The 22,689-nt window shown below is 64.3% G+C and carries 22 protein-coding genes and 1 tRNA gene; 13 read left to right on the forward strand and 10 right to left on the reverse strand.

Features of this window, described 5'->3' with window-relative positions; genetic code table 11:
• Together AB0N05_RS35545 and AB0N05_RS35550 are read right to left on the reverse strand one after the other, a co-directional pair.
• Window positions 1-329: cytochrome P450 (locus tag AB0N05_RS35545; protein ID WP_364702521.1), on the reverse strand; the 329-nt coding region annotated here is incomplete at its 3' end.
• Between the two features lie 38 nt (window positions 330-367).
• The gene (locus AB0N05_RS35550) at window positions 368-1,093 is read right to left on the reverse strand and encodes a hypothetical protein (RefSeq protein ID WP_364702524.1); all 726 of its coding nucleotides are present in this window, start codon (window positions 1,091-1,093) and stop codon (window positions 368-370) included.
• Between the two features lie 155 nt (window positions 1,094-1,248).
• Between AB0N05_RS35550 and AB0N05_RS35555 the strand changes: the two genes are divergently transcribed.
• Window positions 1,249-1,860, forward strand: coding sequence for a TetR/AcrR family transcriptional regulator (locus AB0N05_RS35555; protein ID WP_364702527.1), 612 nt, complete (start codon window positions 1,249-1,251; stop codon window positions 1,858-1,860).
• A 62-nt stretch (window positions 1,861-1,922) separates the two neighbouring features.
• Here AB0N05_RS35555 and AB0N05_RS35560 read toward each other — a convergent pair whose 3' ends face one another.
• Complete coding sequence (locus tag AB0N05_RS35560; protein ID WP_364702530.1) at window positions 1,923-2,534, reverse strand: TetR/AcrR family transcriptional regulator; 612 nt, start codon at window positions 2,532-2,534, stop codon at window positions 1,923-1,925.
• A 182-nt stretch (window positions 2,535-2,716) separates the two neighbouring features.
• Here AB0N05_RS35560 and AB0N05_RS35565 point away from each other — a divergent pair, with 182 nt between their 5' ends.
• Window positions 2,717-3,607 (forward strand): oxygenase MpaB family protein, encoded by an 891-nt coding sequence (locus AB0N05_RS35565; RefSeq protein ID WP_364703214.1) that lies wholly within the window; start codon window positions 2,717-2,719, stop codon window positions 3,605-3,607.
• 155 nt (window positions 3,608-3,762) lie between these two features.
• A complete protein-coding gene (locus AB0N05_RS35570; RefSeq protein WP_364702532.1) occupies window positions 3,763-5,373 on the forward strand; it encodes an oxygenase MpaB family protein in 1,611 nt (536 codons plus the stop codon).
• Window positions 5,374-5,883: 510 nt separating this feature from the next.
• Here AB0N05_RS35570 and AB0N05_RS35575 read toward each other — a convergent pair.
• Window positions 5,884-5,959 (reverse strand) — tRNA-Lys (locus AB0N05_RS35575).
• 347 nt (window positions 5,960-6,306) lie between these two features.
• Between AB0N05_RS35575 and AB0N05_RS35580 the strand changes: the two genes are divergently transcribed.
• Window positions 6,307-7,518, forward strand: coding sequence for an Ig-like domain-containing protein (locus AB0N05_RS35580; RefSeq protein ID WP_364702535.1), 1,212 nt, complete (start codon window positions 6,307-6,309; stop codon window positions 7,516-7,518).
• A gap of 90 nt (window positions 7,519-7,608) precedes the next feature.
• Here AB0N05_RS35580 and AB0N05_RS35585 read toward each other — a convergent pair whose 3' ends face one another.
• Window positions 7,609-7,959 carry a hypothetical protein gene (locus AB0N05_RS35585; protein WP_364702537.1) on the reverse strand — a complete coding sequence of 117 codons (351 nt, stop codon included), beginning with the start codon at window positions 7,957-7,959 and terminating at the stop codon, window positions 7,609-7,611.
• Between the two features lie 118 nt (window positions 7,960-8,077).
• Window positions 8,078-8,725 carry a cyclase family protein gene (locus tag AB0N05_RS35590; protein WP_364702540.1) on the reverse strand — a complete coding sequence of 216 codons (648 nt, stop codon included), beginning with the start codon at window positions 8,723-8,725 and terminating at the stop codon, window positions 8,078-8,080.
• A 117-nt stretch (window positions 8,726-8,842) separates the two neighbouring features.
• Here AB0N05_RS35590 and AB0N05_RS35595 point away from each other — a divergent pair, with 117 nt between their 5' ends.
• Entirely contained in the window at window positions 8,843-9,547 is a 705-nt protein-coding gene (locus tag AB0N05_RS35595) for a hypothetical protein (protein WP_364702543.1), read from the forward strand.
• Window positions 9,548-9,586: 39 nt separating this feature from the next.
• Here the strand turns inward: AB0N05_RS35595 and AB0N05_RS35600 are convergent, their stop codons facing one another.
• A complete protein-coding gene (locus AB0N05_RS35600) occupies window positions 9,587-10,477 on the reverse strand; it encodes a LysR family transcriptional regulator (RefSeq protein WP_364702545.1) in 891 nt (296 codons plus the stop codon).
• A 365-nt stretch (window positions 10,478-10,842) separates the two neighbouring features.
• Here AB0N05_RS35600 and AB0N05_RS35605 point away from each other — a divergent pair, with 365 nt between their 5' ends.
• A complete protein-coding gene (locus AB0N05_RS35605) occupies window positions 10,843-11,286 on the forward strand; it encodes a hypothetical protein (protein WP_364702548.1) in 444 nt (147 codons plus the stop codon).
• A gap of 124 nt (window positions 11,287-11,410) precedes the next feature.
• On the opposite strand, the gene AB0N05_RS35610 is transcribed toward AB0N05_RS35605, so the two are convergent.
• Window positions 11,411-12,004 (reverse strand): TetR/AcrR family transcriptional regulator, encoded by a 594-nt coding sequence (locus AB0N05_RS35610; RefSeq protein WP_364702551.1) that lies wholly within the window; start codon window positions 12,002-12,004, stop codon window positions 11,411-11,413.
• A 93-nt stretch (window positions 12,005-12,097) separates the two neighbouring features.
• Between AB0N05_RS35610 and AB0N05_RS35615 the strand changes: the two genes are divergently transcribed.
• A complete protein-coding gene (locus tag AB0N05_RS35615; RefSeq protein ID WP_364702554.1) occupies window positions 12,098-13,009 on the forward strand; it encodes a hypothetical protein in 912 nt (303 codons plus the stop codon).
• Here AB0N05_RS35615 and AB0N05_RS35620 read toward each other — a convergent pair.
• Window positions 12,978-13,613 carry a TetR/AcrR family transcriptional regulator gene (locus tag AB0N05_RS35620; protein ID WP_364702557.1) on the reverse strand — a complete coding sequence of 212 codons (636 nt, stop codon included), beginning with the start codon at window positions 13,611-13,613 and terminating at the stop codon, window positions 12,978-12,980. The two genes, AB0N05_RS35615 and AB0N05_RS35620, sit on opposite strands and share 32 nt — an antisense overlap.
• A gap of 415 nt (window positions 13,614-14,028) precedes the next feature.
• Here AB0N05_RS35620 and AB0N05_RS35625 point away from each other — a divergent pair, with 415 nt between their 5' ends.
• The 6 genes from AB0N05_RS35625 (at window position 14,029) to AB0N05_RS35650 (ending at window position 20,846) form a co-directional block, all read left to right on the forward strand.
• Complete coding sequence (locus AB0N05_RS35625) at window positions 14,029-15,219, forward strand: FAD-dependent oxidoreductase (RefSeq protein ID WP_364702559.1); 1,191 nt, start codon at window positions 14,029-14,031, stop codon at window positions 15,217-15,219.
• A gap of 31 nt (window positions 15,220-15,250) precedes the next feature.
• Entirely contained in the window at window positions 15,251-15,724 is a 474-nt protein-coding gene (locus tag AB0N05_RS35630; protein WP_364702562.1) for a PaaI family thioesterase, read from the forward strand.
• Window positions 15,725-15,766: 42 nt separating this feature from the next.
• Window positions 15,767-16,984, forward strand: coding sequence for an MFS transporter (locus tag AB0N05_RS35635; RefSeq protein WP_364702565.1), 1,218 nt, complete (start codon window positions 15,767-15,769; stop codon window positions 16,982-16,984).
• Between the two features lie 8 nt (window positions 16,985-16,992).
• Complete coding sequence (locus AB0N05_RS35640) at window positions 16,993-19,125, forward strand: malate synthase G (protein WP_364702567.1); 2,133 nt, start codon at window positions 16,993-16,995, stop codon at window positions 19,123-19,125.
• 50 nt (window positions 19,126-19,175) lie between these two features.
• On the forward strand, window positions 19,176-20,363 hold the full coding sequence (locus AB0N05_RS35645) for an acyl-CoA dehydrogenase family protein (RefSeq protein WP_364702570.1): 1,188 nt from the start codon (window positions 19,176-19,178) through the stop codon (window positions 20,361-20,363).
• Window positions 20,364-20,489: 126 nt separating this feature from the next.
• Window positions 20,490-20,846: a hypothetical protein gene (locus AB0N05_RS35650; protein WP_364702573.1), complete on the forward strand. Its 357-nt coding sequence runs from the start codon at window positions 20,490-20,492 to the stop codon at window positions 20,844-20,846.
• Window positions 20,847-20,943: 97 nt separating this feature from the next.
• On the opposite strand, the gene AB0N05_RS35655 is transcribed toward AB0N05_RS35650, so the two are convergent.
• On the reverse strand, window positions 20,944-22,683 hold the full coding sequence (locus AB0N05_RS35655) for an ABC transporter ATP-binding protein (protein WP_364702575.1): 1,740 nt from the start codon (window positions 22,681-22,683) through the stop codon (window positions 20,944-20,946).
• Window positions 22,684-22,689: the final 6 nt, after the last annotated feature.

The following is a 22,689-nucleotide window of genomic DNA, read 5'->3' on the forward strand; positions in this document are numbered from 1 at the left end:
TGGAACACCTCGACGACCAGGTCGGGGTGGGTGATCACCACCAGATCCCACAGCGGCATCGGGACGCGGAAGATGTCACCATATTTCCGCGCACCGTTTCGCACGTAGCTGAACGGGTCGCGCATGTACTGCGGCACCACCCCGACCACCGGTAATCCCCGCGGGCCCGGCAGTCGGCGATCGGGACCGCGTCGCCCCGTCAACAGGGGTGCTCTGGTCCAGCGGAACACATCGCCGCGGCCGTCGGATTCCCGGGTTCTGATGGTGGTGTCCTGGTCGCCGAGCGCGGCGCGGCCCGCCGGATGCGGGCATGCGGAAGCGGTCGTCATCTCATTGCCTTTCTGGCCGAACGGGTTTCGCGGCCGATTCAGCGCTCGGCATGCACGGTCGGGCGAACCTGCGGTCCACGGAGACCTGGAAAGACCCTCTGCAGCAAGCGCATTACGCGTTCCACGGTGCGCTGCGATGGGGGTCGGATCGGGATCGGGAGCAGCTGGCCGAGGGCGTAGAAGAGGTCCGCGTCGGTGTCGATCCGCGCGATCAGCCACCCGCGTTCGGGATCGCGCACCATGTTGTAGCGATCCACGCCGGTGATATCCATGGTGCGCGGAGTGAACCGGACTCGTCCGATCTGCCGCCACGGGACCGTGAGCCGGACATTGCCGTCGAGGAAGTCGTAGTAGGGCAGACCGCGCGGGGTGTCGTCCTGGGGGTAGAACACCAGGTCCGGGACCAGCCGGAACATAAGGACATACAGGTCGGCCTCGATCTGGCCGGGAAACCAGTCTCGCCCACCGGTGGTCGGGTCGGCATAGGTCAAATCGTCGGCCATACAGTCCCGCAATTGAAGTATCGAGCGCTGCTCCCAGGCGTGGAACCACTTGATCAGGAAGTCGGTCATCCCCTCGCATGGCAACCCGGCCGCGACGTACATGTCTTCCTGGGCGCGGACTTTCGCCATGTAGTCCTCGAGGAGCGCGATGTAGCGAGTGTGCTCCTGCGAGTAATCACTCGCATCGACCGATATCTCGGGCACCGTGCTGCGGGCAACGAAGTTGCTGTCGGACTTGGTATTACGTGTCGTTGTCGACATCGTCGCCACTCTCCTTCGAGTCCGCGGCGACGGTGTGGTCTCCGCGGAGCCACCTCTTCCGAATCAGTGAAACATTGTTGATAAAATGTAACAGGTTGAGCTGCGCCTCGGAAGACCCCGACAGCAGTTGCCCAGGCGGCCACTACGATTCGGGCATGGACTTGTCGGCACTGCTGTCGGGTGCGGCCACCCCGCCCGACCACGGCACGGAGAAGCGGCGCATTCTCACCGCCGCGCGCACCGAGTTCATCAGCCATGGCTTCCGGCGGGCGTCCGTCGGCAGTATCGCCAAGCGGGCCGGAGTCTCCCGGCCGACCGTCTATCGCCACTGCGGCGATAAGGAAGCCATCTTCCAGGCGGTGGTCTTCGACGAGGTCGTGGAATTCTTCACCGGCATCGCCAACGAGATCCTCAGCCTGCCCACCCCCGCCGAGCGAGCCGTCGAGGGCTTCGTCCTCGGCGTCCGCGGAACCCGGGCGAACCAGCTGTTCACCGCCATCCGCAACTTCGAACCCGAGGCCTTCACCAACGTCTTCCTCGACCCCGACCCCGCCAACCGCGATTTCATCTGCTCGGCGATCGCCATGGGCCTGACCACCGAAACACTCTCCTACGACCGAGCACTCGGCATCGCCGAGATCATGACCCGCGTCACCGCGTCACTGCTCGTGGCACCCAGCGGGCACGTGTCGATCGAAACCGACGACGCCGCACGCGAAGTCGCCACCCGGTACTTCGTCCCGATCGTCACCAGCGCACTCAAATAATTCATCGAAGACTCGAGGTCCGGCGGTAAGGCACTCAGACAAGAGCGCCCTGCGCCCACGACTCAAATGCGAAGCAGCGGGACCAGGGATCGCCGAGCGAAGGCGCGGAGGTCGGCGTCGGTTTCGAGCGCGAAGTGCGAATCGGGCGTGAGCCAGAGTGAGTGGCAGATCCGCAGCATCACCTCAGCGCTTCCCTCGAGGTCGTCGGCGGTGTAGTCGTGGCCGTCCTTCGCCGATCGCATCCGGTTGGCAATGATCGGTCTGAGCAGGGCGAACACCCCGCCGACACCTGCCGTCAGCAGGGGCAGGATCTTGTCGCTCTCGGCTGCGATCAGCCGCACGAAGACCGGGTTGGTCTGCACGTACCGATAAGTAGTTAGAAAGCCCTCGACAACTACTTCCTCAACGGTCATGTCGCTGGTGACGCGCGACTCCATCTGCTCGACGAACCGTTCGATCTCGAAAAGGACGACGGCGACCATGAGATCCGCCTTGCGTGGCCAACGCCGGTAGATCGTCATCTCGGAAACGCCCGCGATCTTCGCGACCTGCCGCACTGTGAAGGCGCTGGAGTCGTATGTCAGCAGGGTGGTGCGTGCTGCGGCGAGGACCCGAGCTGTCGTTGCTTCAGCGCTCGCCACGGACGTCCGGTCCAAGTCTGCACTCGTTTCCACGCTTAGATACTACGGTCGACCACCATTGTTAGATTGTTAGTGTTCGTCTAACATTGTGACATTGCACGCTGGATCCCGTAGATCCGGTTGACAGCACGAAGGAGTGGCGTATGAAGCCGGTCGCACTGTCATCCGCAGAGGACGCTGACATGGAATCCGGATACTTCGGTCCGGAATCGATCATGTGGCAAGTCTGGTCGCATCCCGCCGCCATCCTCGGGCAGGTGCGTACGGCGATCGTTCAGGATGTGTATCCGCCGATCGCCGCAGCCGTCGATCAGCACGATCCGATGTTCGTGCGGATTCGCCGGCACGGTCGGTACATGGGCGGGGGCTTCGACCGGTTCCGGCGCAGCTTGAGCATCCCGGCTACGTGCATGTTCGGCAGCCGCGCCGAAGCTGACCTCGCCGCATCGCACATCTTGCGCTTTCACACTGCCATGACCGGGCCCGAGCCGGTCACCGGAACCGACTACGTCGCCGGGGATCCCCGCCACATGCTGTACGCAGGCTTGACCGCAGCGCATTCGGCTCTGCTCTGCTACGAGATCTACGGGCCGGGCCGGCTCTGCGAGAAGGATCGCGACCGGTATTTCGAGGAGTGGGCCACGCTCATGGAGCTCGTCGGTGTGCCCTCGGAGCTGGTAATCCCGGCGACCTCCCAGCAGGTTCGCGAGTACTTCGACTCTCTGGCTCCGTCATTGTGCGTGACGGAAGCAGCTCGACCTGTGCTCGACCTGCTTTTCAAGGTCAATCTCGGCGAGCTGCTGCACCTCGATCGGCACGCGCCGGAACGGATCGCGATCGCCATTCCCCTCCGGATCGTGGCCGCCGCCGGATTGGCCCTTACTCCCCGCCGCATCCGCGACCTGGTCGGAGTCGATCAATCTGTCTTCGTCGACGGCCTCGTCATCGGCGGCCTCCGGCCGCTGCTGCGGGTGATGTCGCTGCCCGCGCTCAACGACGCCGTGTCGCGCATCAGCTACGGTCCGGACCTCGCTCGCCGTCAGCAGACCGCGCGGCGCACCGCCGCGATGGCTCACCGTGCGCCTCGTCCGCCGGCGGCAGCATGAGCGCGATGGTGACGGGCGCCGTCGCTGTGCTCGGGGCCGGTTGCCGGGCAACGATCCGCGCCGTGCGGGCCGTCTCGCGCGATACGAGACCACCGCGGCCGGACTCCCAAGGAGATCCCGTCGCGGGGCTCGGGTTCGGGCAGGGAGCCGTCACCATGCGAGATGGGCAGCGGGTCGGTGTGTTCCGGGACCAGGACGGCATCCTGCACGAGGTCATTGCTCTGTGCACCCACGGGCAATACGAGTTGGAGTTCGATGTCAACGGCCCATGTTGGACCTGTCCGCAGCATGGCGCTCGGTTCGCCGTAGACGGTCGCGTGCTCAACGGTCCTGCCATCGAATCGCTGGAGCAGGCATTCGCCGGTTCAAGAAAGGATCGCACCGTGACAAAAAAGGGCATCGCTCATTCGGTGGCTGGTGATAGGCATCCATTCGATTACTGCCATCGGGAAGGAATGACGTTGCGGCCGAATCCCGAAGCCGCACCGGCGACAGAGCTTTGGCTGACGCCACAGTACAAAAAGATGTTCTCTCCGTGGATATCGATGCGTTTTCCGCCTGCCCCAACGCGATTGACCAGTCTTTTCGAAGACCACCGATGGCAGGGCGACGAACTCATGGACGCCGTGGTGCTCTCGTTCCGTCAGACCGGCATGTCCAAGGGGCGCCGCATGTTGGACCAAGCGCTCGACGATGGCATCGGCTCGGTGTCCGACGCGCAACCAGAGCTGGTGAAACTGTTCAAGCAGCTGGACAATCCACCGGGCTGGTTCGACCCCGAGGTATGGGAGCGCGGGCGACAGCTTTCGAACAACGCCTCACGGTGGGGGAAGCAAGCCATGCTTGCCAACGACTTCTTGGGCACCTTCGTCGGCCGCGAGGTGTCCCAAGCGACGGGCCAGAGCGGCAGATTCCGCACCGACCCATGGCGACGAGTGCTCGAATCGTTAACTTGGTTCAACGACGTCACCCGGCCGGGAGCAGTTGACCGCCGTTCCCCGGTGTTCAAGGACATCGTCCGGGTGCGACTGATGCACGCTCAGGCGCGGGCCGCCCTGCGCCAAGAATGGGGAGACGAACACTTCGCCCGACATGGCAACCCCATCTCCAACTCTGCGACGATGGGTGCCGCGGTTTCCTTTGCCGTGCTGGCGCCGCTGGCGGACCACGCCCGGGGCAGGCACATTTCCGTCACGGACCTGGACGCCATCATGTCGTACTGGTCATACATCGCGCATCTGATGGGAGTGGCCGACGAACTGATCCCGCGGAACGCCATCGAAGCCTTGGAGATGGTTCATTACCTGGTCGTGACGGCCGGCGGCCCGACGGAATGGACCGCCGACTTGGTCAATGCCGCCTGCGATCACGGCCTGAGCGAGAACCCACTGGTGCGTCGACTGCAGATCGAGGTGATCGCTCCGGTCTTCGGGCTACTCGCCGCTCATGGCGGTGCAGGCTTGGTGAGAGCCCTGCTACAAGACTCGCCATTGGCGACGGTGCGGCTGCAGCCATGGCAGGGAATCGCCGAAGCTGCCGGACAGATCAACGTGCTGCAGCGCCGGCTCGGCGACCACCTGCCCCGCGCCGAAGCCAGGACCGCGCGAAGAGCACAACATGGCGACACGCAACTTCTCGTGGCGCTCCTTGGCGCGTTGGCGAGCCGAAACGGCGTCTCCGGCACACCGTACGACCACCACGACACCAGCGTTGAAACCGCGACAGGGTCGGATGAGGCGTTGGTCAGCCGGCGGGTCCAAGCGTGACGCGGTAGCCGCTCCGATCGAGGAGGGGTGATGTTCCTCGAATCGCCTTCGCGCGCAGCCTGTCCCGCGTACTGGAGATCCGATCGGCGCAGCGGATCTTCAGTGCCGTCAGTCCGGAAGGGTATGTCGTCCGGGAGGCCGCCGTCTACGAGCGGATGCATGGACTCCGGTTCGGCGCCGGCGTGGAAGTGGCGGGCGAGATTCCCCGATGCCGCCGAAATCCGCAAGGCGCGCACCGTGATCGACGCCCTCGCCGCCGCACATGCGACCAACCTCGGCGCTGATCGTCGACGGCCGAATGATCGACGAGACCCTCGCGGTGTCGGCGCGCCGCGAACCCGCCGCGTCTGCTGCCGCCGACCTGTGAGGACCATGGGCGCGAATCGTGTTCCAGTGGGGTACTTTGACCCGGTTCCTCCGACTGGTGAGAGGCTCTCTGTGTTCTTGTGCGGCACAGTCATCGGATAAAACGGCAAAAGGCCCCGGCGACTTGATCGCCGAGACCTTTTTTGGTGCGCCATCAGGGACTCGAACCCCGAACCCGCTGATTAAGAGTCAGCTGCTCTGCCAATTGAGCTAATGGCGCATGCTTTTGCCAGCTGGCCGGTTCCTGTTGGTCTCGGCTGCTCTGCGGTGCGGAAGAAACATTAACAGGCTTCCCTGCGGAAAGTGAAATCGCCCCCCTGATCTGCGATTTTGTCGGGTTCGCCGGACTTGCTTCACGGTGTTAACGGATTGGGGGCCGAATCTGATGTTCCGTTCGAGCCCTGCGGAGACCGGGCGACTTGTCGGTGGCCGGGGCTAGATTCCTGGCAGAATACGGCGAAGGCGTGGTCTCGACCGATCCCCGCGGGCGTGGTGGGTCGAGCAGGCGTGGGTCGGGGCCGAAGCCCTCGGTGGCTGATCGCGCATGAGACATGGAGTGGGGTTGCAATGAGCGATGGTCTGGGCCGGCGCCGGTCGAATCGATGGCGGGGATCCGTGGCGGTGCTGTCCGTACTGGCGTTGGCGCTGGTGGGCTGCTCGTCGGGGTCGTCCAACGATTCCTCTTCGGTCGCAATCGATTCCAACCCGATCAGCGAATTGGTGAAGCCGAAGCTGATCTCGCCGATCAAGGATGGCGACAAGGGTGTCGCGCCGGGCGATCTGACACTGAAGGTGGAGGACGGCCAGATCACCAAGGTCACGCTGTCGAACCCGGAGGGCAAGGCGGTGCCGGGAACCCTCGCCGCCGACGGCCTGTCCTGGAAGTTGGCCGAGCAGTTGGGCTTCGGGCGCACCTACAAGTTGAGCGTGGACGCGATCGGCCTGGGCGGCGCGGTCACTACCACTATGAGCTTCACCACGATTTCGCCGCATAACCGCACGCACCCGTACCTGCTGCCCGCCGAGAACGAGACGGTCGGCATCGGCCAGCCGGTGGCCGTGCAGTTCGACGAGAACATTCCGGACCGCAAGGCCGCCCAGAATGCGATCAAGATCACGACAACCCCCGCGGTCGAGGGCGCGTTCTACTGGGTCAATAACCGCGAGGTGCGCTGGCGCCCCGAGCATTTCTGGGCTCCGGGCACCAAGGTCGACATCGCGGTGGGCACCTACGGCAAGGATCTCGGCAACGGCCTGGTCGGTGATTCCGACATCACCTCGAGCTTCACCGTGGGCGATGCCACCGTCTTCACCGCCGACGACAACACCAAGATGGTGACCGCCGAGAAGAACGGCCAGGTGGTCCGGACCATGCCGACCTCGATGGGTAAGGACTCCACACCCACCGACAATGGCATCTACATCGTCGGCGACCGCTTCGAGAAGATCGTCATGGACTCCTCCACCTACGGCGTCCCGGTGAACTCGCCCAATGGCTACAAGACGCCGATCGACTGGGCGACCCGAATCTCCTACTCCGGCATCTTCTTCCACTCGGCCCCGTGGTCGGTGGGCGCGCAGGGCTCGTCCAATACCAGCCACGGCTGCCTCAACCTGAGCCCGGAAAACGCGCGCTGGGTGTACGAGAACTCCAAGCGCGGTGACATCACCATCGTCAAGAACACGCTGGGCGGCACGCTGTCCGGCGTGGACGGCCTGGGTGACTGGAACATTCCGTGGGCGCAGTGGAAGGCCGGCAACGCCGACGACAACCGCTAGCCGAATAGTCGAACAAACAGAGCGGAGGGGCACCAGCCGTAGCTGGTGCCCCTCCGCTCTGCTCGATCGAGGTGGGCCGGGGTCTGACCTCTAGATGGTGGCTGGCGCCTTTCCGATCGAGTCGCAGCCGAAGCTCGCCTCGCCCAGAATCGCGACCGCGCTACCGGTCACCGCGCACAGCGTCTTGAAGTTGCCCAGCAGTATCTTGTCCAGGTTGGGCAGCCCGAAGGAGCCGGTGCCGGTGGAGCCGGTGGTGGCCAGGCCGCCCGAGGAGCCGGTCTGCGCCGACCCGGATGCCGAACCGGACACCGACGACTGCATGGGGTCGTCATTGGCCTTGGAGGTGGCGTCGGTCAGCACGATATCCGCGGAGGCGACAGCGGGAGCAGCGCTCAGAATGGCCACGGTGGCCAGCAAAGTGGTTACGGCACAACGATTCACGTGTGGGTCTTTCTGATCGAGCACGGGGTCGGGGGTCCCCGACGTTCCCCCTTGTCGCAATGCAGTCTACGAACCGCGAGTGGGCTGCGCCACAAGATCTGAAACAGTGATGAACCTGTCACATCCCGACGCGGGCGATCGCCCGCACCGGAGCCCCGTCCGACCCCGGAATATTGAGCGGGAGCAGGGACGCCTCGACCCGCTCCCCCGCCCGCTGCACCGCCAGGACCTCGGACAATGCCGTGAGATTCTCCGCGATCACGGCGTGCGCGCCACACAGGATGCGATGCACCGGAATGTCCTCGGCCGGGGTCGGATCGACGCTCAGCGCATCGATACCGACGGTCCGCACCCCGGATTCGATCAGATAGGAGGCCGCCTCCGGCGTCAGGTACGGGTGCCAGGCATAGGTCTTGGTCCCCCAATGCTCCGACCATCCGGTGGCGATGAGGACGATCAGCCCGGGCGCGATCCTGCCCTCGAAGTACTCGCGCCCGATCGCGCTGCGCGGCGCGAGCCCCCGCGCATCCACGACCACGGCCGGACCGACGAACCGCTCCAGCGGCAGCGCGTCCAGCGCGGGTAGAGAGTCGTCGATATGAATCGGCGCATCCACATGCGTCCCCGTCTGCGATCCCATATCCAGATGCAGCACGTTCACGCCATCGAGCGGCACGGTGAGCGCCGGGCCGATGCTCACCTCGGGATCGCCCGGATAGACGGGCATCCCGGTCCGTAGCGGAACCGACAAGTCGATGATGCGCACGATCCTCAGCTTACGGCCGGGCATTCGGGAGATGATGCATGCAAGATCTATTGACAGTGTCCGAGTTCCCGCCGATCAGATGCGAGAAACACCATGCCTGCCATACAGATTGCCGTAATGAATCGCAGCACCGTGCTCACCGATGACGAGATCCGTCCCGTCGTGGCCGCATTGCAAACCCAGGTCCACCGGGACTGGGCACCGGCCTGGGGCACCGACGCCGACCTCACCTTCGTGCCGACCGCCGGGCAGCCGGAACCCGGAGCCTGGCAGTTGATCCTGCTCGACGATTCCGATCAGGCGAGCGCGCTGGGTTATCACGATCTCAGCAGCGAGGGCCTGCCGCTCGGCAAGATCTTCGCCCGCACCGACCACGCCGCGGGCTTGCAGTGGAGTGTGACCGCCAGCCACGAAATGGTGGAGATGCTCGCCGACCCGGACATCAATCTGACGGCCTTCGTGCAGTCCTCCGCGACCAAGGGCACGCTCTACGCCTACGAGAGCGCCGACGCTTGCGAGGCCGACCAGTACGGGTACGCGATCGACGGAGTCCAGGTGTCCGACTTCGTCTTTCCGGCCTGGTTCGAATCGTTCCGCAAGTCCGGCAGCACCCAGTTCGACTTCGGAAGGCACATCACCGCACCGTTCCAGTTGCTGCCCGGCGGCTATATCAGCGTCTACGACATCCGGTCCGGGAGTGGCTGGCATCAGCTGACCGCGGCGTCCGCGCCACTGCAATACGCCGCGCGCCCGCGCGTCGGCAGTCGGCGTGAACGTCGTCGCGTCCCGCGAGATCAGTGGCTGCTCAGCACGGCCTCATGAGCCCACGGTGACATTCGTGTCGATCAGCCGAAGACCAGGTCACTGGTACAGCGCGAGCGGGCCGACCTCCGCCACCGCCTGCGCGAAGGCGCGAATCAGGTCGGTCTCGGTGGCGGTACGCCAGATCAGGGCCCATCGCGCCGGTGGCGCATCCTTGATGGGGACGTAGGCGATCTGCGGGTGCGGGTAGTAGCGGCGGGCGTGCTCATGCATGGGTGAGACCGCCTCACCCGATGCGATCAATGGGGTCATTTCCAGAACATTGGCCACCGTGGGGCCGATCGGAATGGTCCGGCCGCTGGGCGTGCGGGTCGGAACCAATCCTTCGCGCCAGTAATCCGGCTTGGCCCCATCCATGACCGTCAGATCGCCGAGATCCTCGTAGGTCACCCAACCACGTTCGGCCAACGGGTGATTCGGGGCCATCGCCAGGACCACCGGTTCGGTGAAGACGACCGGACCGACGGTGAGGTCCGGCTCGCGGACCGGGAGCCAGACGATCGCCAGATCGTCCTCGTCACGCCGGAGCGGGCCGAAAGGATCACCGAAATCCATATAGCGCGTACGCAATTCGCACTCGGGGTGCCGGTCGGTGAAGGTGTCGAAGAGGGGCTTCAGATCATTCTGATTGGTGCTCAGCATGCCCACCCGCAGCCGTGCGGTCTTCCCGCGCGCGGCATTCGTGGCCCGATCCAGACTCTGCTGCAACTCCCGATGCACCGGCCGCAGATCGTCATACAACTGCTTGCCGATCGGAGTCAGCACCACCTTCCGGCTGGACCGCTCGAACAGATCCGCCCCCACCCGGCGCTCCTGCTTCTTGATCGCCTGACTGATCCGCGCGGGCGACACATGCAGCCGCGCCGCCGTCCGCCCGAAATGCAGTTCCTCCGCGAGAGTCAGAAAAATCTCGATATCCCGTAACTCCACAACTCAACCCTCATCTACACCGATCAGCCAGCCAACGCTAGCGCACCCGGCGCGCAACCGAACGCCCACGGAACTCAGGCCGGTGACCACGTGTACTCGTATTCGGGCAGTGCGAACCCCTGCTTGAAACGCCCCATGCGCTCATCGGTGCCCGCCCGTCCGGCCGAGGCTCCAGGTACACGAATCCGGCCATGCCGCCGTCGTCTTCGATCGCGAATAGCGATCGTCGGGCAGGTCTTCAGGTATCGCACAATTCTTGACGTCGCCGATAATCGTGTCTCGGTTCTCGTGCATCCGTATCGTATGTGTAATCTGTGGCGAGAATGAGCTCTCCTCGAAGGTAACGGCGCATCGAAGGAGTGGAGATGAGTACCGCTAAATCTGTCTTTGCCGCTTTCACTGTTGTTCTGGCAAGCCTGCTCCCGCTATCGGCGGAGACTGCGCGCGCCGACGATTCACCACCCGTCCTCAAGCTGGCGATGGGCATGGAGAACGGCAACTGCCTTCGACCCACCAATGCCTTGAATCCCAGTGTCACACCGCTGGGACCTGGGCTGACCGCGGTGCCAGCCGGCCGGTTCCTGACTATCGAATTCACCTTCAGCTACACGGTTGCCGATAGCGTGCTATTCACGATGCCGACACGCAACATTTCGGTCGTCCTGCCGACGAATGTGGCCTGGCTTACTCAGATCGACAATGCCGACATCGGTGTGCTCGAAGCAGGCGAATTCCCATTCCAGGTAACCGTTTCCGGCGGCTCCGGAAGCTCCGCTTTCGGCTGTACAGGCACGATCATCGCGGCATAGAAACGGCCGCAACTCCCCGCATGACGCGCAATACGGATGGCCCGGCAACACTGTTCCCGGGCCATCCGCCGTTTCAGGAGCTACTGGTCGATCATCGGCAGTAGTGGATGTTTTGACCGTCTGGTCAGGCCTTCACTGCGTTCCATGCCGCCTGACCGAGCACCGGGCCTGCGCCGAGCATGTCGAACTCGGTCGAGCGGGCAAGCCACAGCCGGGCGTATTCGACGCAGGGCCCCATCCACAGTGCCTGACACAACCTGGGTGGTAGCGGTTTGATCCGCCCCTGCTCCACGTGTGGTTGCAGCCAGGCGCTCGCCTCGCCGTAGAAGTGCTCGTTGAGGGCGGTGATCGCCGGACGTGATTCGTCGATGATCTCGTACTCGCGGCAATGAAACAGAAAGCGCGCCCGCAACTCGTTGGCGGCGACCCACTCCAGGTGGGTGCGCACGGTGGCTTCGATCCCGCCTCGTGCGGTCGAATTGCCTTGCAGGACAGCAAGGTAGGTGTCGAAGTAGTCGCGCAGTGTTTCGATGTACAGCTCGGCGGCCACCCCTTCCTTGCTCCCGAAGAAGTGGTAGATGCTGCCCACGCTGGCCCCGGAGGCGCGGTGCAGAACCTCGACCGTGGCACCGGCCACCCCGCTCTTCAGGAAGACGGTCAGCGCCGCGTCGAGGATGGCGCGACGCCGCGTGGCGCGGGTGGCGGAAGCAGTGGTCACCACCGAACCGTACCGAACCGGCCATTGACTAGAAGAATCTTCTAGAATAATTTTCTAGTCTTATGCGAGTGCACGACCGAAGGACAGTGGCGAATGAGCACGAGTTCCAGAAATCACACGAAAAATGAAGCGCGGCGGACGAATCCGGTCGATGTGGCTCTAGGCATCGCTTGCGTGGTGTGGGTCGTGATGACGCTGTGGTCGGGGATACAGACCGGTGGCAAGGGCCTGCCGCTCATCCCGCAGACGATCACGTCGCTGGCGCTGGTGGTGGCCGTGTTCGGCCACATGCTCAAACATCTGGGCGTGAGACTCGCGGCGGCGTACTTCGTGATCGCGGCCATTGTCGAGTGGTCCTTCGAACAAGCCAATATCTCGTTCGGAGGGTTCATCTGGGGGGATCTACGCTATGGCGATCTAGCGATGATGGGTCCCCACATCGGAAGCGTTCCCCTGCTGGTTCCACTGGGGATGGTCGCATTGTTGTGGCCGGTCTACGTGATCATCAACGTGGTGCTCGACGGGAAGGTCGTGGTGGACCCGCGCTCGCTACGGCCGTGGCAGGTCGTGTGGCACTGCGTGCTCTACGGCATGCTGCACGCCTGGATCGCCTTTCTCGCCAATGGTTTCTGCACGAAGTTCGGCGTCTACGAATGGGTTGGCAAGTCCAAAGCCCTACCCCCGCAGGACTCCTTCTTCGGCGACCCCAAATTGCCGATCGGATGGGCGATCTGGGGTTTCACCATCACCCTCGTCATCTCGTTCGTGCTCATCCCCACCCTCGGCAAGGACGCACTCGCGCGAGCCCAAACCCGCCCCCTCAGCTGGGTCGACGCCGCTCCGATCGTAGTCATCGGCTCCTACGCGTTCGCCCTCTACCTCAATCCGGTGAACAGATCCGTCGGCAGCGTGATCCTCTTCATGTTCGGATTCATCTCCCTGCTCGCCCTGTACCGCTTCGTGGCGCTCCTGACTAGTGAGCGGGGGTTGCGGCGCGGACTGTGATGCCGCGCAGAAGGATATGCAGGGCGTCGTGGAGTTCGGCGCCCAATTGGCCGGGGGCGCTGGGGTGTTGGACCCAGCGGTAGAGGGCTCCGAGGTAGACGTCGCGGAGCATTGCTCCGACCAGGGTCGGGTCTACGCGGGGGTCGATTTCGCCATTGCGGCAGCCTGTTTCGATGATGCGGGTGAAAACCTCGGCCGTGTACGGCACTTCGGTGAGGGGGCGGCCTGTTTTCACCCAGGCGGGGAGCATGGTTTCGGTCAGGTCGCGCTGCTCCTCGGTGAGTTGAGCCAGGCTCGCCATGGACAGATGCAGGACCGCGGCGGTGTCTTTCGTTTCGAGGCCGAGGGGTAATTGCAGGCGAGCCAGGACACCGTTCCGCCACTGCTCGACCCATTCGGTGATCAGGTCTTCTTTTCGCTGGAAGTGGTTGAAGAAGGTGCCTCGGGCGACGTCCGCGCGCTCCGCGATATCGTCGACAGTGGTTGCCTCGTAGCCCTTTTCGGAGAAGAGGTGAATGGCGGCTTCGTAGATTCGCTCGTGGATACGCTGCTTGTTGCGTTCCCTGCGCCCAAGCTGGGCGGGGGCCTCGACCGAAGCCTTCATGTCCACTCCTTGCCTCCGTCGTTCATGCACCACTGCAGAACATGTATGGACTCTAGTCCATTATGCTGGTTCACCCGTTTTCCGGCCTGCCTGCCGCCATCGGGCCAGCTAGACGATAGGCATGCGCCACTTGAAGTGCTCTCACTCACATCTCCAGAACGTCGTGTTGTGGCAATACATGGACGGCAGTACAGTCTTGGACGTCAGACCCACTTCGTGAGAACAGAGGCGAATGGGGATCTCGGAGGGGATGAAAAATGTATGGGCGTAGGCCAATTCGCACAGCGACACTGAGGCGCTAGAACCGCACTCACGCTGTCTCATCACGCACGGTGTCGCCCGGATTCCCGGGACACCGCGAACGCGGCTGCGCTGGAACGCGCAATTCCGCTATCTCGAAAATAAGGGGAGAAGTTTGCGTATCGCCATCATCGGAGCCGGAATCGCCGGACTCACAACGGCTGCGGCATTGCAGGGGCAGGGCCACTCGATCGCGATATTCGAGAAGGCCCGCCGACTACAGCCGGTAGGCGCGGGATTCACCTTGCAGCCCAATGGCGTTTCGCGACTGTCCCGGCTGGGGTTGTCCGATGCGATCCGAAGCGTCGGTAGCCCGGTTGATCGTTCCTTCGTGTGTGACTCCCAGGGGCGTGAGATCCCCGTCGACATCATGCATCGGCTGAGCGGAAACGGGACGTCCTATGCGATTCATCGGGCCGACTTCCAATCCATCCTGCTGAGCGCGCTCGACGGTGTCGAGATCCACACGGACCGGCGATTCGAGTCGTACCACGAGGAAGACGATTCGGTAGTGGTCCGATTCGGTGATGGACAGACCGAGCGCGCGGATCTGGTGATCGGCGCGGACGGATCCAAGAGCGTGATGCAGGCCGCCTTGGGCAATGAGGCCAGCCCGGTCGGCGAAAACATCATGGCCTATCGAGCACTGGTTCCAGTCGAGCAAATCGACTGGGCCGCAATGGAACCGCGAATGGGAATCTGGCTCGGCGAGGGAAAGACGCTGCTGTGTTACCGCGTTTCCTCGGGAACCCTGATGAATATCGCGGCATATGTACCGGCCGACCGGAACACCGCCGAGTCCTGGTCCGCGCCCGGTTCGACCGACGAATTGGTCTCGATCTTCTCCGGGTGGGAACCGCGGGTGGTCGACACCTTGGCGCGGGTTTCCGACTCGTTCAAGTGGGGAATCTACGACCGGCCCGCCCTGACGACCTGGTGCTCCCGGTCCGTGGCACTGGTCGGAGATGCCGCCCATGCGATGGTTCCGCACCTCGGCCAAGGGGCGAATCAGGCCATCCAGGACGCGTTCGCGCTGGCCGAATGCCTGGTGGAGGCCGACCGGAGCAATCTCGAAGAGCGCCTGCGCACCTATGAACAGGTCCGAAAGGCGCGGGCCGAATTCATTCAGCGGCTGTCCCGCGATGCCGGGCAGCTGTATCGGAACTATTCCAACGACGACGCGCACCGGAAAGCCGCCGCGATCATCGATTTTCTCCACACCAGCGGGCTCGGCGAACACGACGCGGTCGCGGCGGCGCGCGAACAGATTGCGCTGCGCCACTTGCAGACTGCCGGTCGCCGATAGCACCGCGAACCCACGAGACCAGGAGAAACCGTTGCACCAGCAGACTGTCGCCACCGTCTTCGATCTCGACGACAACGAACATACGCGGGCGTTCAAAGAGCTCATCGTCGCCACCCAGCAGACAGGTATGGATAGCGGCCTCGGCATTCGCTACGACCTGGTGACACCCGATTCGGTCCAACTGTCGATCGACCTTGGACCGCAACATCATCAGCCCGCGGGAATTGTGCACGGCGGCGTCTACACCGCGATCGTCGAGGCTGCCGGCTCGTCCTCCGGCAGCGCCTGGCTCGCGCACCATCAGACCGGGCAGACCATCGTCGGCGTCACGAACACCACGGACTTTCTGCGGCCGATGCGCCACGGGCGAGCGATCGCGGTCAGCACCCCGGTGCATCGCGGTAGGACTCAGCAACTGTGGCTGGTGGAGATCCGGGACGCGGATTCGGGGAAGTTGGTGGCCCGCGGCCATTTGCGCGGCCAGAACGTGCGGATTCAGCAGTAGTCGCGCAGCGGCGGCATTCGTCTACAAGGAGTCGGTATCGCTTTGAGCATCAAACAGGAAACAGCTGTGCTGCCGGGACGCGCGCGTTCGCGTGGCGGGCTGCACACGATACTCATCATGGTGTGTCTGCTTGTGGTGATGACACATTCGAATATGCCGACGCCGTTGTACTCCGAGTACGGCAAGCGGTTCCCTATCGACACCCTGAGCATCACGGTGATCTACGCGATGTATGCGCTCGGGGTGAGTATCGCGCTCATTGTCGGCGCGTCTCTGGTGGCGCGCTTCGGGGAACGTTTGCTGATGATCGCCGGGCTGATCAGCATCATCGGTTCGAATGTCCTCTTCATCGAGGCGGGTTCGGTTCCCGAGCTACTGGTGGCCCGCGTCTTGACCGGTTTGGCCGCGGGCGCGTTCATGAGCGCCGGCACCGCCGCTGTCGTCGAGCTGGCGAGTGAGGAACGGCGACCGTTCTACGCCCTGCTCGCCACGGCCTGCAATATCCTCGGAATGGGGCTGGGCCCGGTGATCGGAGGATTCGCGGCGGTTCATGTCGCACATCCGATTTTCTGGGTTTTCTCGGTCCATCTCGCTGTGGCTGCGGTTCTCGCGGTGTCGGTGCGATTCCTGCCTGCGAGGGTCTCGGCCGTGAATACCCACTCCGGCGGATTCGTGCGGCCCGCTCCCCCTGCCGACGATCGGTTCCGGATCGGGTTCTACGGCTTGTGCCTGATCGGTATTACAGGAATGGGTGTCCTGGGTCTGCTGTCGGGTTTGACGCCGACCTTCCTACACTCGATCGACGCCGGTATTTCGCTGGCGGTCAGCGGGCTCGTCATCGGGAGCGTGTTCGGGGGCTCGGCGGTTGCGCAGTTGGCGCTGAAGCGAATTCCGATCGTGCCGGGAGTTCTCGGCGGCACCGCCGGAGTCATTACCGGGCTGCTGCTGTTCAGCCTGGCGATCGTGTGCCACAGCATCGCACTGTACGTCCTGGCCGCGGTGGTCTGCGGGCTCGGTCAGGGTATGACCATCGGCCGTTCGGTGCAGGCGATTTCCGCCAAGACGCGGAACGCCGGTGATCGGGTCGGCAGCATCGCGCTGTACTACTTGGCCCTATACGGCGGGGCATCCGCACCGGTGATCGCCGTGGGGGTCGTGCAACGGCAGGCCGGACTGCTCACCGCGGCAATCTATTTCAGTGTGTTCGCCGTGCTCATCAGCGCGGTCGGGCTGTTCATGTTCCGGGCAAAGAAGGGATGAATGCTGTCATGACTCGAGTCGAAGTGGAAGACTTTTTCGTCGATCGCGAACTTCATGACTTCGTGGAATCCGAACTGCTGCCGGAGATCGGGATCCCCTCGGGAGCGTTCTGGGCTGGGCTGTGCGGACTGCTTCGCGACTTCACTCCGGTAAATCGGGAATTGCTGGAGATCCGTGCGGCATTCCAGAATCAGCTGGACGACTATCACCGCGCGAATCCGGGTCCGGTGGATCCGGCGCGGTACGAGGAGTTTCTGGAGCGAATCGGCTATCTGCTTCCGGAGTCGGACCTTCCGATGGCCCGGTCCGGCCAGGTCGACCCGGAGATTGCCGAGGTCGGTGGGCCACAGTTGGTGGTGCCGGTGACGAACGCACGCTATGCCATCAACGCGGTCAATGCCCGGTGGGGTTCGCTGTACGACGCCCTGTACGGGAGCAATGTCATCGACGCCGAGGACGCTGGTGTCCGACGCGGCCTGGTGGTCGAGTGGACGAAACGCTTTCTGGACCAGTGCATTCCGCTAGCCGAAGGTTCACACGCCGACGTGCTCGAATATCGGGTCGAGAACGGTCGCCTGACTGCCCATTCCGCACAGGGTGTCACCGAGCTCGGGGACACGTCACTGTTCGCCGGTTACCGGGGCGAGGCCACGCATCCGTCGGCGGTGTTGTTCAAGCACAACGGACTTCACATCGAACTGAGTATCGATCGAACGCAGGCGGTCGGCGCGGCGGATCCGGCCGGAATCCGTGACGTCGTCCTGGAGGCGGCGGTCACGGTCATCGTCGACTTCGAGGATGCCGTCTCGATAGTCGATGCCGCGGATAAGGTTGCGGGCTACCGCAATTGGCTCGGCCTCAATACCGGCGTCATCGAGGCCGAATACTTCAAGGAAGGCCGGAAACGAACCCGCCGCCTCGACGGCGACCGCGCTTACACCGCACCCGACGGAACCGGCTACGAATTGCGCGGGCGCGCACTGATGTTCAATCGAAATGTCGGTCTGCATCTCTTCAGCGACATGATCGTCGACAGCCAGGGAGCTCCGGTGCCGGAGTCGCTGGTGGATCTGGCGATCACCGCCGCCTGCGCGCTGCCCGGATTACGTGGTGCCACCGCGAATTCCGCGCATGGGTGCATCTACGTCGTGCGCCCCAAGATGCACGGGCCCGCGGAGGTCCGGTTCGTCGACGAGGCGGCGAGCCATATCGAACGAATGCTCGGCCTGCCCGGGGAATCGATCAGGCTCGGCGTCATGGACGAGGAGCGCCGGACCTCGCTGAATCTCGCCGCCGTGCTGCGGGCCGCGGGTGCGCGATTGGCCTTCGTGAACACCGGATTCCTCGACCGCACTGGCAGCGAGATTCGTTCCGCCTTCCACGCCGGTCCATTCCCCATGAAGGCGGCAATCAAGTCGGAGCACTGGTACCAGGCTTACGAGGACTCCAATGTCGATGTGGCACTGGAGTTGGGGCTGCCCCGGCGCGCCCAGATCGGCAAGGGCATGTGGACTCTCACCGACGACCTCGGTGCGATGGTCGAGGTCAAGGGCGATCAACTGCGCGCCGGGGCCACGACCGGATGGGTGCCCTCGCCCACCGCGGCGACGTTGCATGCGACGCACTATCACCAGGTGGATGTGTTCGACAGGCATCGCGAGCTCGCACACCGATCCCGGCGACCGCGCCGGGAAATGCTGATCTCCCCCGGTTTCCTGAGCCCCGACACCGATCGGGAATCGGTCCTGCGCGAACTCGACGACAATGTGCAGTCGATTCTCGGTTATGTCCTGCGCTGGGTCGACCTCGGCGTCGGGTCCTCGAAGGTGCTCGACATCGACGGCATTGCCCTCATGGAAGACCGTGCCACGCTCCGCATTTCGTCCCAACTGCTGGCGAACTGGCTCGCCCACGGCGTCGTCTCCGAGTCCGAGGTGCTGACCTCCCTGCACAAGATGACCGCACTCGTCGATGAGCAGAACCGCGAGGACGACGGTGTCGAGCCGATGTCGAATGATCCGGAATCGAGCGCGGCCTGGAATGCCGCCCGCGAGTTGATCTTCGAGGGCGAGCGGCAGCCGGGCGGGTATCCCGAATTCGTTCTGCACCGGGCCCGGCGGGCCTACAAGCAAAGCCGATAGCGACCCGTGCACACACCGGCACGTTCCACACGAACAATCAGGAGTATTTCGTGACCACCATCGAGGCCGCGCCGCTGACTCTCGATCTCGTCCCCGGCGATGAAGAACAGCAGATCCGCGCCTCCGTCCGCCGCATTACCGAATCGTTCGGTCCGGCCTATATGCGCGACTGCCATGCCGCCGGGAAGCCTCCAGCCGAACTGTGGAAGGCCTTGGCCGACAACGGTTTCATCGGTGTCAACCTGCCCGGCGAGTACGGCGGCGGCGACCTGGGTCTGACCGGGCTGCACGCGGTCGCTGAGGAATCCGCCGCCGCCGGCGGTCTGCTGGTGATGCTCGTGATGTCCTCGGGCATCGCCGGTCCCATCCTGGCCAAGCACGGCACGGCGGAGCAGAAGCAGCGTTGGCTGACCGGGATGGCGGACGGCAGCATCAAATTGTCGTTCGCCATCACCGAGCCCGAGGCCGGTACCAACTCGCACAATCTGCGCACCGAACTCCGCTCGGACGGCAAGGGCGGCTATCTGCTGCGCGGCGAGAAAACGTTCATCTCCGGAGTCGACGATGCCGACGCGGTGCTGGTCGTCGCCCGCACACGGGGCGCGAATGGCGAGTTGGGCCGGCCGTGCCTGTGCATCATCGACGTCGATGCGGCCGGCTTCACCCGCACGGTCGTCCCGATGCCGGCGTTCAGCGCGGACCGACAGTGGACATTGTTCTTCGACGATGTCCCGGTCTCGGCCGATCGCTTGGTCGGGGGCGTGGACGGCGGTATGACCGCGGTGTTCGACGGGCTGAATCCGGAACGCATTCTGATCGCGTCCTTCGCCAATGGTATCGGCCGGCGCGCACTGGAGAAGGCGTCGGCCTATGTCAAAGAGCGCCAAGTGTGGGGTGTGCCGATCGGCTCGCACCAGGCCGTGGCGCATCCGCTGGCGAAGGCGAAGGTCGAACTCGAGCTGGCCCGGCTGATGACGCAGAAGGCGGCGGCCCTGGTCGACGCGAATGCCGAAGGTGCGGGCGAGGCATCCAATATGGCCAAGTACGCCGCCGCCGAGGCCGCGGTGCACTGTGTCGACGCCGCCATCCAGGCACACGGCGGCAATGGCTTCGCCCTCGAGTACGGAATATCCGACATGTACTGGCCGGCACGACTTTTCCGCACCGCCCCGGTCAGCGCGGAAATGATCCTCAACTACGTGGCCCAGCACTCCCTGCGCCTGCCGCGCAGCTATTGACGCCGCCCCCACGTGCGCATTCCCTCCACAACCACGCGTTTGCTGATTAGCGGTGCGAATAACGCTACATCTCAACTTCATTCGCGAGAGACTGCATGTCTCTGCACTGAAGATCGGGAGATAGTTATGATCCGCAAATTTGCAGCCGCCGTTGTTATCGCTGCCGCTACCACGGCTACCGGTGCCGGTATTGCCCAAGCCGCCGAACCTGCGGCCGTTGAACCTGTTGTGGCTGTTCAGCCGGTGGCAGCGGGGCAGACGCAGGCGCTGGTTGGTGAACAGGTCGGGACCTTTGTCGGCGGTGTTGTCGGGGCCGGTGTCGGCATACTCGTGGGAGGGGCGGCCGGATGTGTGGTCGTCGCACCGGTGTGTCCGGGGACCGCGTTGATCGGGGCCGCCATTGGCGGTGTGGCGGGTGGTGTCATCGGGGCGACCCTGGGTGCGGGCGCGGGTAGTGCGCTCGGCGCGCAGATCCCGGGGTGAGATACACCCACCTGGCACGAACGAAAGGCCGCCCAGGGGTTTCGACCCCGGGGCGGCCTTTCTGTGTGTCAGGCCGAACGGCGGGCTTCGCTGTGTGTCAGGCCGAACGGAGGGCTTCGCTGGGGGACGCCTCGATGATGGATGCGCCGGGGATGGCGTCCAGGAGGCGGCGAGTGTAGGGATCGGTGGGGGCGGTGAGGATTTGATCGGCGGGGCCTTGTTCCACCGCTTTGCCGTCGCGCATGACGATGACGTCGTGAGCCAGGGCTTGGACGACGGCCAGGTCGTGGGAGATGAACAGGTAGCTCACGCCGAGGCGCTCCTGCAGGTCGGAGAGCAGGGCCAGGATCTGGCTCTGGACAAGGACATCCAGGGCCGACACGGGCTCGTCGCAGACCACCAGGCGGGGCTCGATGGCCAGGGCGCGGGCAATGGCGACGCGCTGACGTTGGCCGCCGGACAGCTCATGCGGGTAACGGTGGGTCAGGGCGGCCGGGAGGGCCACCTGATCCAGGAGTTCGGCCACCCGCGCACGCAGGACGCTGCGGTCACCGGTTCCGAAGGCGCGCAAGGGCTCCGCGATCAGGCGTTCCACCGTCCACATGGGGTCCAGGGACGAGTACGGGTCCTGAAAGACGGGCTGCATGGCCTGGCGTGCGGCACGCAGCCGGTCACCACGCAGGCCCACAATGTCCGAACCGTCGAGTCGCACGGTGCCGGAGCTCGCGGGTATCAGCCCCAGAATCATTCGCGCCGTGGTGGTTTTACCCGAACCGGATTCGCCGACTATGGCGGTGGTGCGGCCACGAGCGATCGTGAAGGACACATCGTCGACGGCCCGCAACACCCCGCCGCGACCGCGAATCCGATACTCCTTGGTGAGATGCGAAACCTCCAGCACTGGAGCTTCCTTCGCCACGACACCCTTGGAGTCAGACTGCGCCGTTTCCTCTGGGGCGGTGTCGACTTCGGCGATCCCGCTGTTGGCCGCCGCGGCATTCTCGGTATCGAGCTGCGCCGCTTCCTCGGTCGCAGGGTCGGCCAGGGCGCGTAGCGGGGCGATTCGGGCGGGGGCGGCTGCCACTAGTCGCCGGGTGTAGTCCTCTTGTGGATCGGTCAGGACCGCACGGGCCGAGCCGGATTCGACGATTTTGCCGTCGGACATGACCAGGACGCGGTCGGCGCGCTCGGCGGCGAGGCCCAGGTCGTGGGTTACCAGTAGGAGGGCGGTGCCCAGTTCTCGGGTGAGTTTGTCCAGGTGGTCGAGGATTTGGCGCTGGACGGTTACGTCCAGGGCGGAGGTGGGCTCGTCGGCGATGAGGAGGGAGGGGCGGCAGGAGAGGCCGATGGCGATCAGTACGCGTTGGCGCATGCCGCCGGAGAATTCGTGGGGGTATTGGCGTGCTCGGCGTTGCGGTTCCGGTAGTCCGGCCTCGCCGAGTAGTTCTATGGCGCGCTGCTGCGCTGCTCGTCCTCGGTATAGGCCATGTGCGACAAGGGTTTCCGAGACTTGCCGCCCGACCCGGGTGACCGGGTTCAGGTTGGACATCGGGTCCTGCGGCACCAGGCCGATTTCCTTGCCGCGCAGGCCGCGCAGGCGCTTCTCGCCTGCGTGGGTGATGTCCTCGCCGCGCCAGCGCACGCTGCCGCCGGTGATCTCGCCGGTGCCGGGAAGCAGGCCGATGATCGACTGTGCGAGTGTGGATTTCCCGGAGCCGGAGGCACCTACTACCGCGATCCGCTCGCCGGGAGCGATGGTCAGGTCTACGCCGTCCACCGCAGTCACCTCCCCGAAGGCGACTCGCAGATCGCTGATCTCCAATAGTGATTCAGTCATCGCTGC

The sequence above is a fragment of the Nocardia sp. NPDC051030 genome (assembly GCF_040683015.1).
Taxonomy (GTDB): Bacteria; Actinomycetota; Actinomycetes; order Mycobacteriales; family Mycobacteriaceae; genus Nocardia.

What these genes read in the sequence shown, in the direction of transcription:
- AB0N05_RS35550 (WP_364702524.1), bottom strand. Translation starts at nt 1,093, where the DNA reads ATGTCGACAACGACACGTAATACCAAGTCCGACAGCAACTTCGTTGCC.
- AB0N05_RS35555 (WP_364702527.1), top strand. Translation starts at nt 1,249, where the DNA reads ATGGACTTGTCGGCACTGCTGTCGGGTGCGGCCACCCCGCCCGACCAC.
- AB0N05_RS35565 (WP_364703214.1), top strand. Translation starts at nt 2,717, where the DNA reads ATGTGGCAAGTCTGGTCGCATCCCGCCGCCATCCTCGGGCAGGTGCGT.
- AB0N05_RS35570 (WP_364702532.1), top strand. Translation starts at nt 3,763, where the DNA reads ATGCGAGATGGGCAGCGGGTCGGTGTGTTCCGGGACCAGGACGGCATC.
- AB0N05_RS35580 (WP_364702535.1), top strand. Translation starts at nt 6,307, where the DNA reads ATGAGCGATGGTCTGGGCCGGCGCCGGTCGAATCGATGGCGGGGATCC.
- AB0N05_RS35595 (WP_364702543.1), top strand. Translation starts at nt 8,843, where the DNA reads ATGAATCGCAGCACCGTGCTCACCGATGACGAGATCCGTCCCGTCGTG.
- AB0N05_RS35605 (WP_364702548.1), top strand. Translation starts at nt 10,843, where the DNA reads ATGAGTACCGCTAAATCTGTCTTTGCCGCTTTCACTGTTGTTCTGGCA.
- AB0N05_RS35615 (WP_364702554.1), top strand. Translation starts at nt 12,098, where the DNA reads ATGAGCACGAGTTCCAGAAATCACACGAAAAATGAAGCGCGGCGGACG.
- AB0N05_RS35620 (WP_364702557.1), bottom strand. Translation starts at nt 13,613, where the DNA reads ATGAAGGCTTCGGTCGAGGCCCCCGCCCAGCTTGGGCGCAGGGAACGC.
- AB0N05_RS35640 (WP_364702567.1), top strand. Translation starts at nt 16,993, where the DNA reads ATGACTCGAGTCGAAGTGGAAGACTTTTTCGTCGATCGCGAACTTCAT.
- AB0N05_RS35650 (WP_364702573.1), top strand. Translation starts at nt 20,490, where the DNA reads ATGATCCGCAAATTTGCAGCCGCCGTTGTTATCGCTGCCGCTACCACG.
- AB0N05_RS35655 (WP_364702575.1), bottom strand. Translation starts at nt 22,683, where the DNA reads ATGACTGAATCACTATTGGAGATCAGCGATCTGCGAGTCGCCTTCGGG.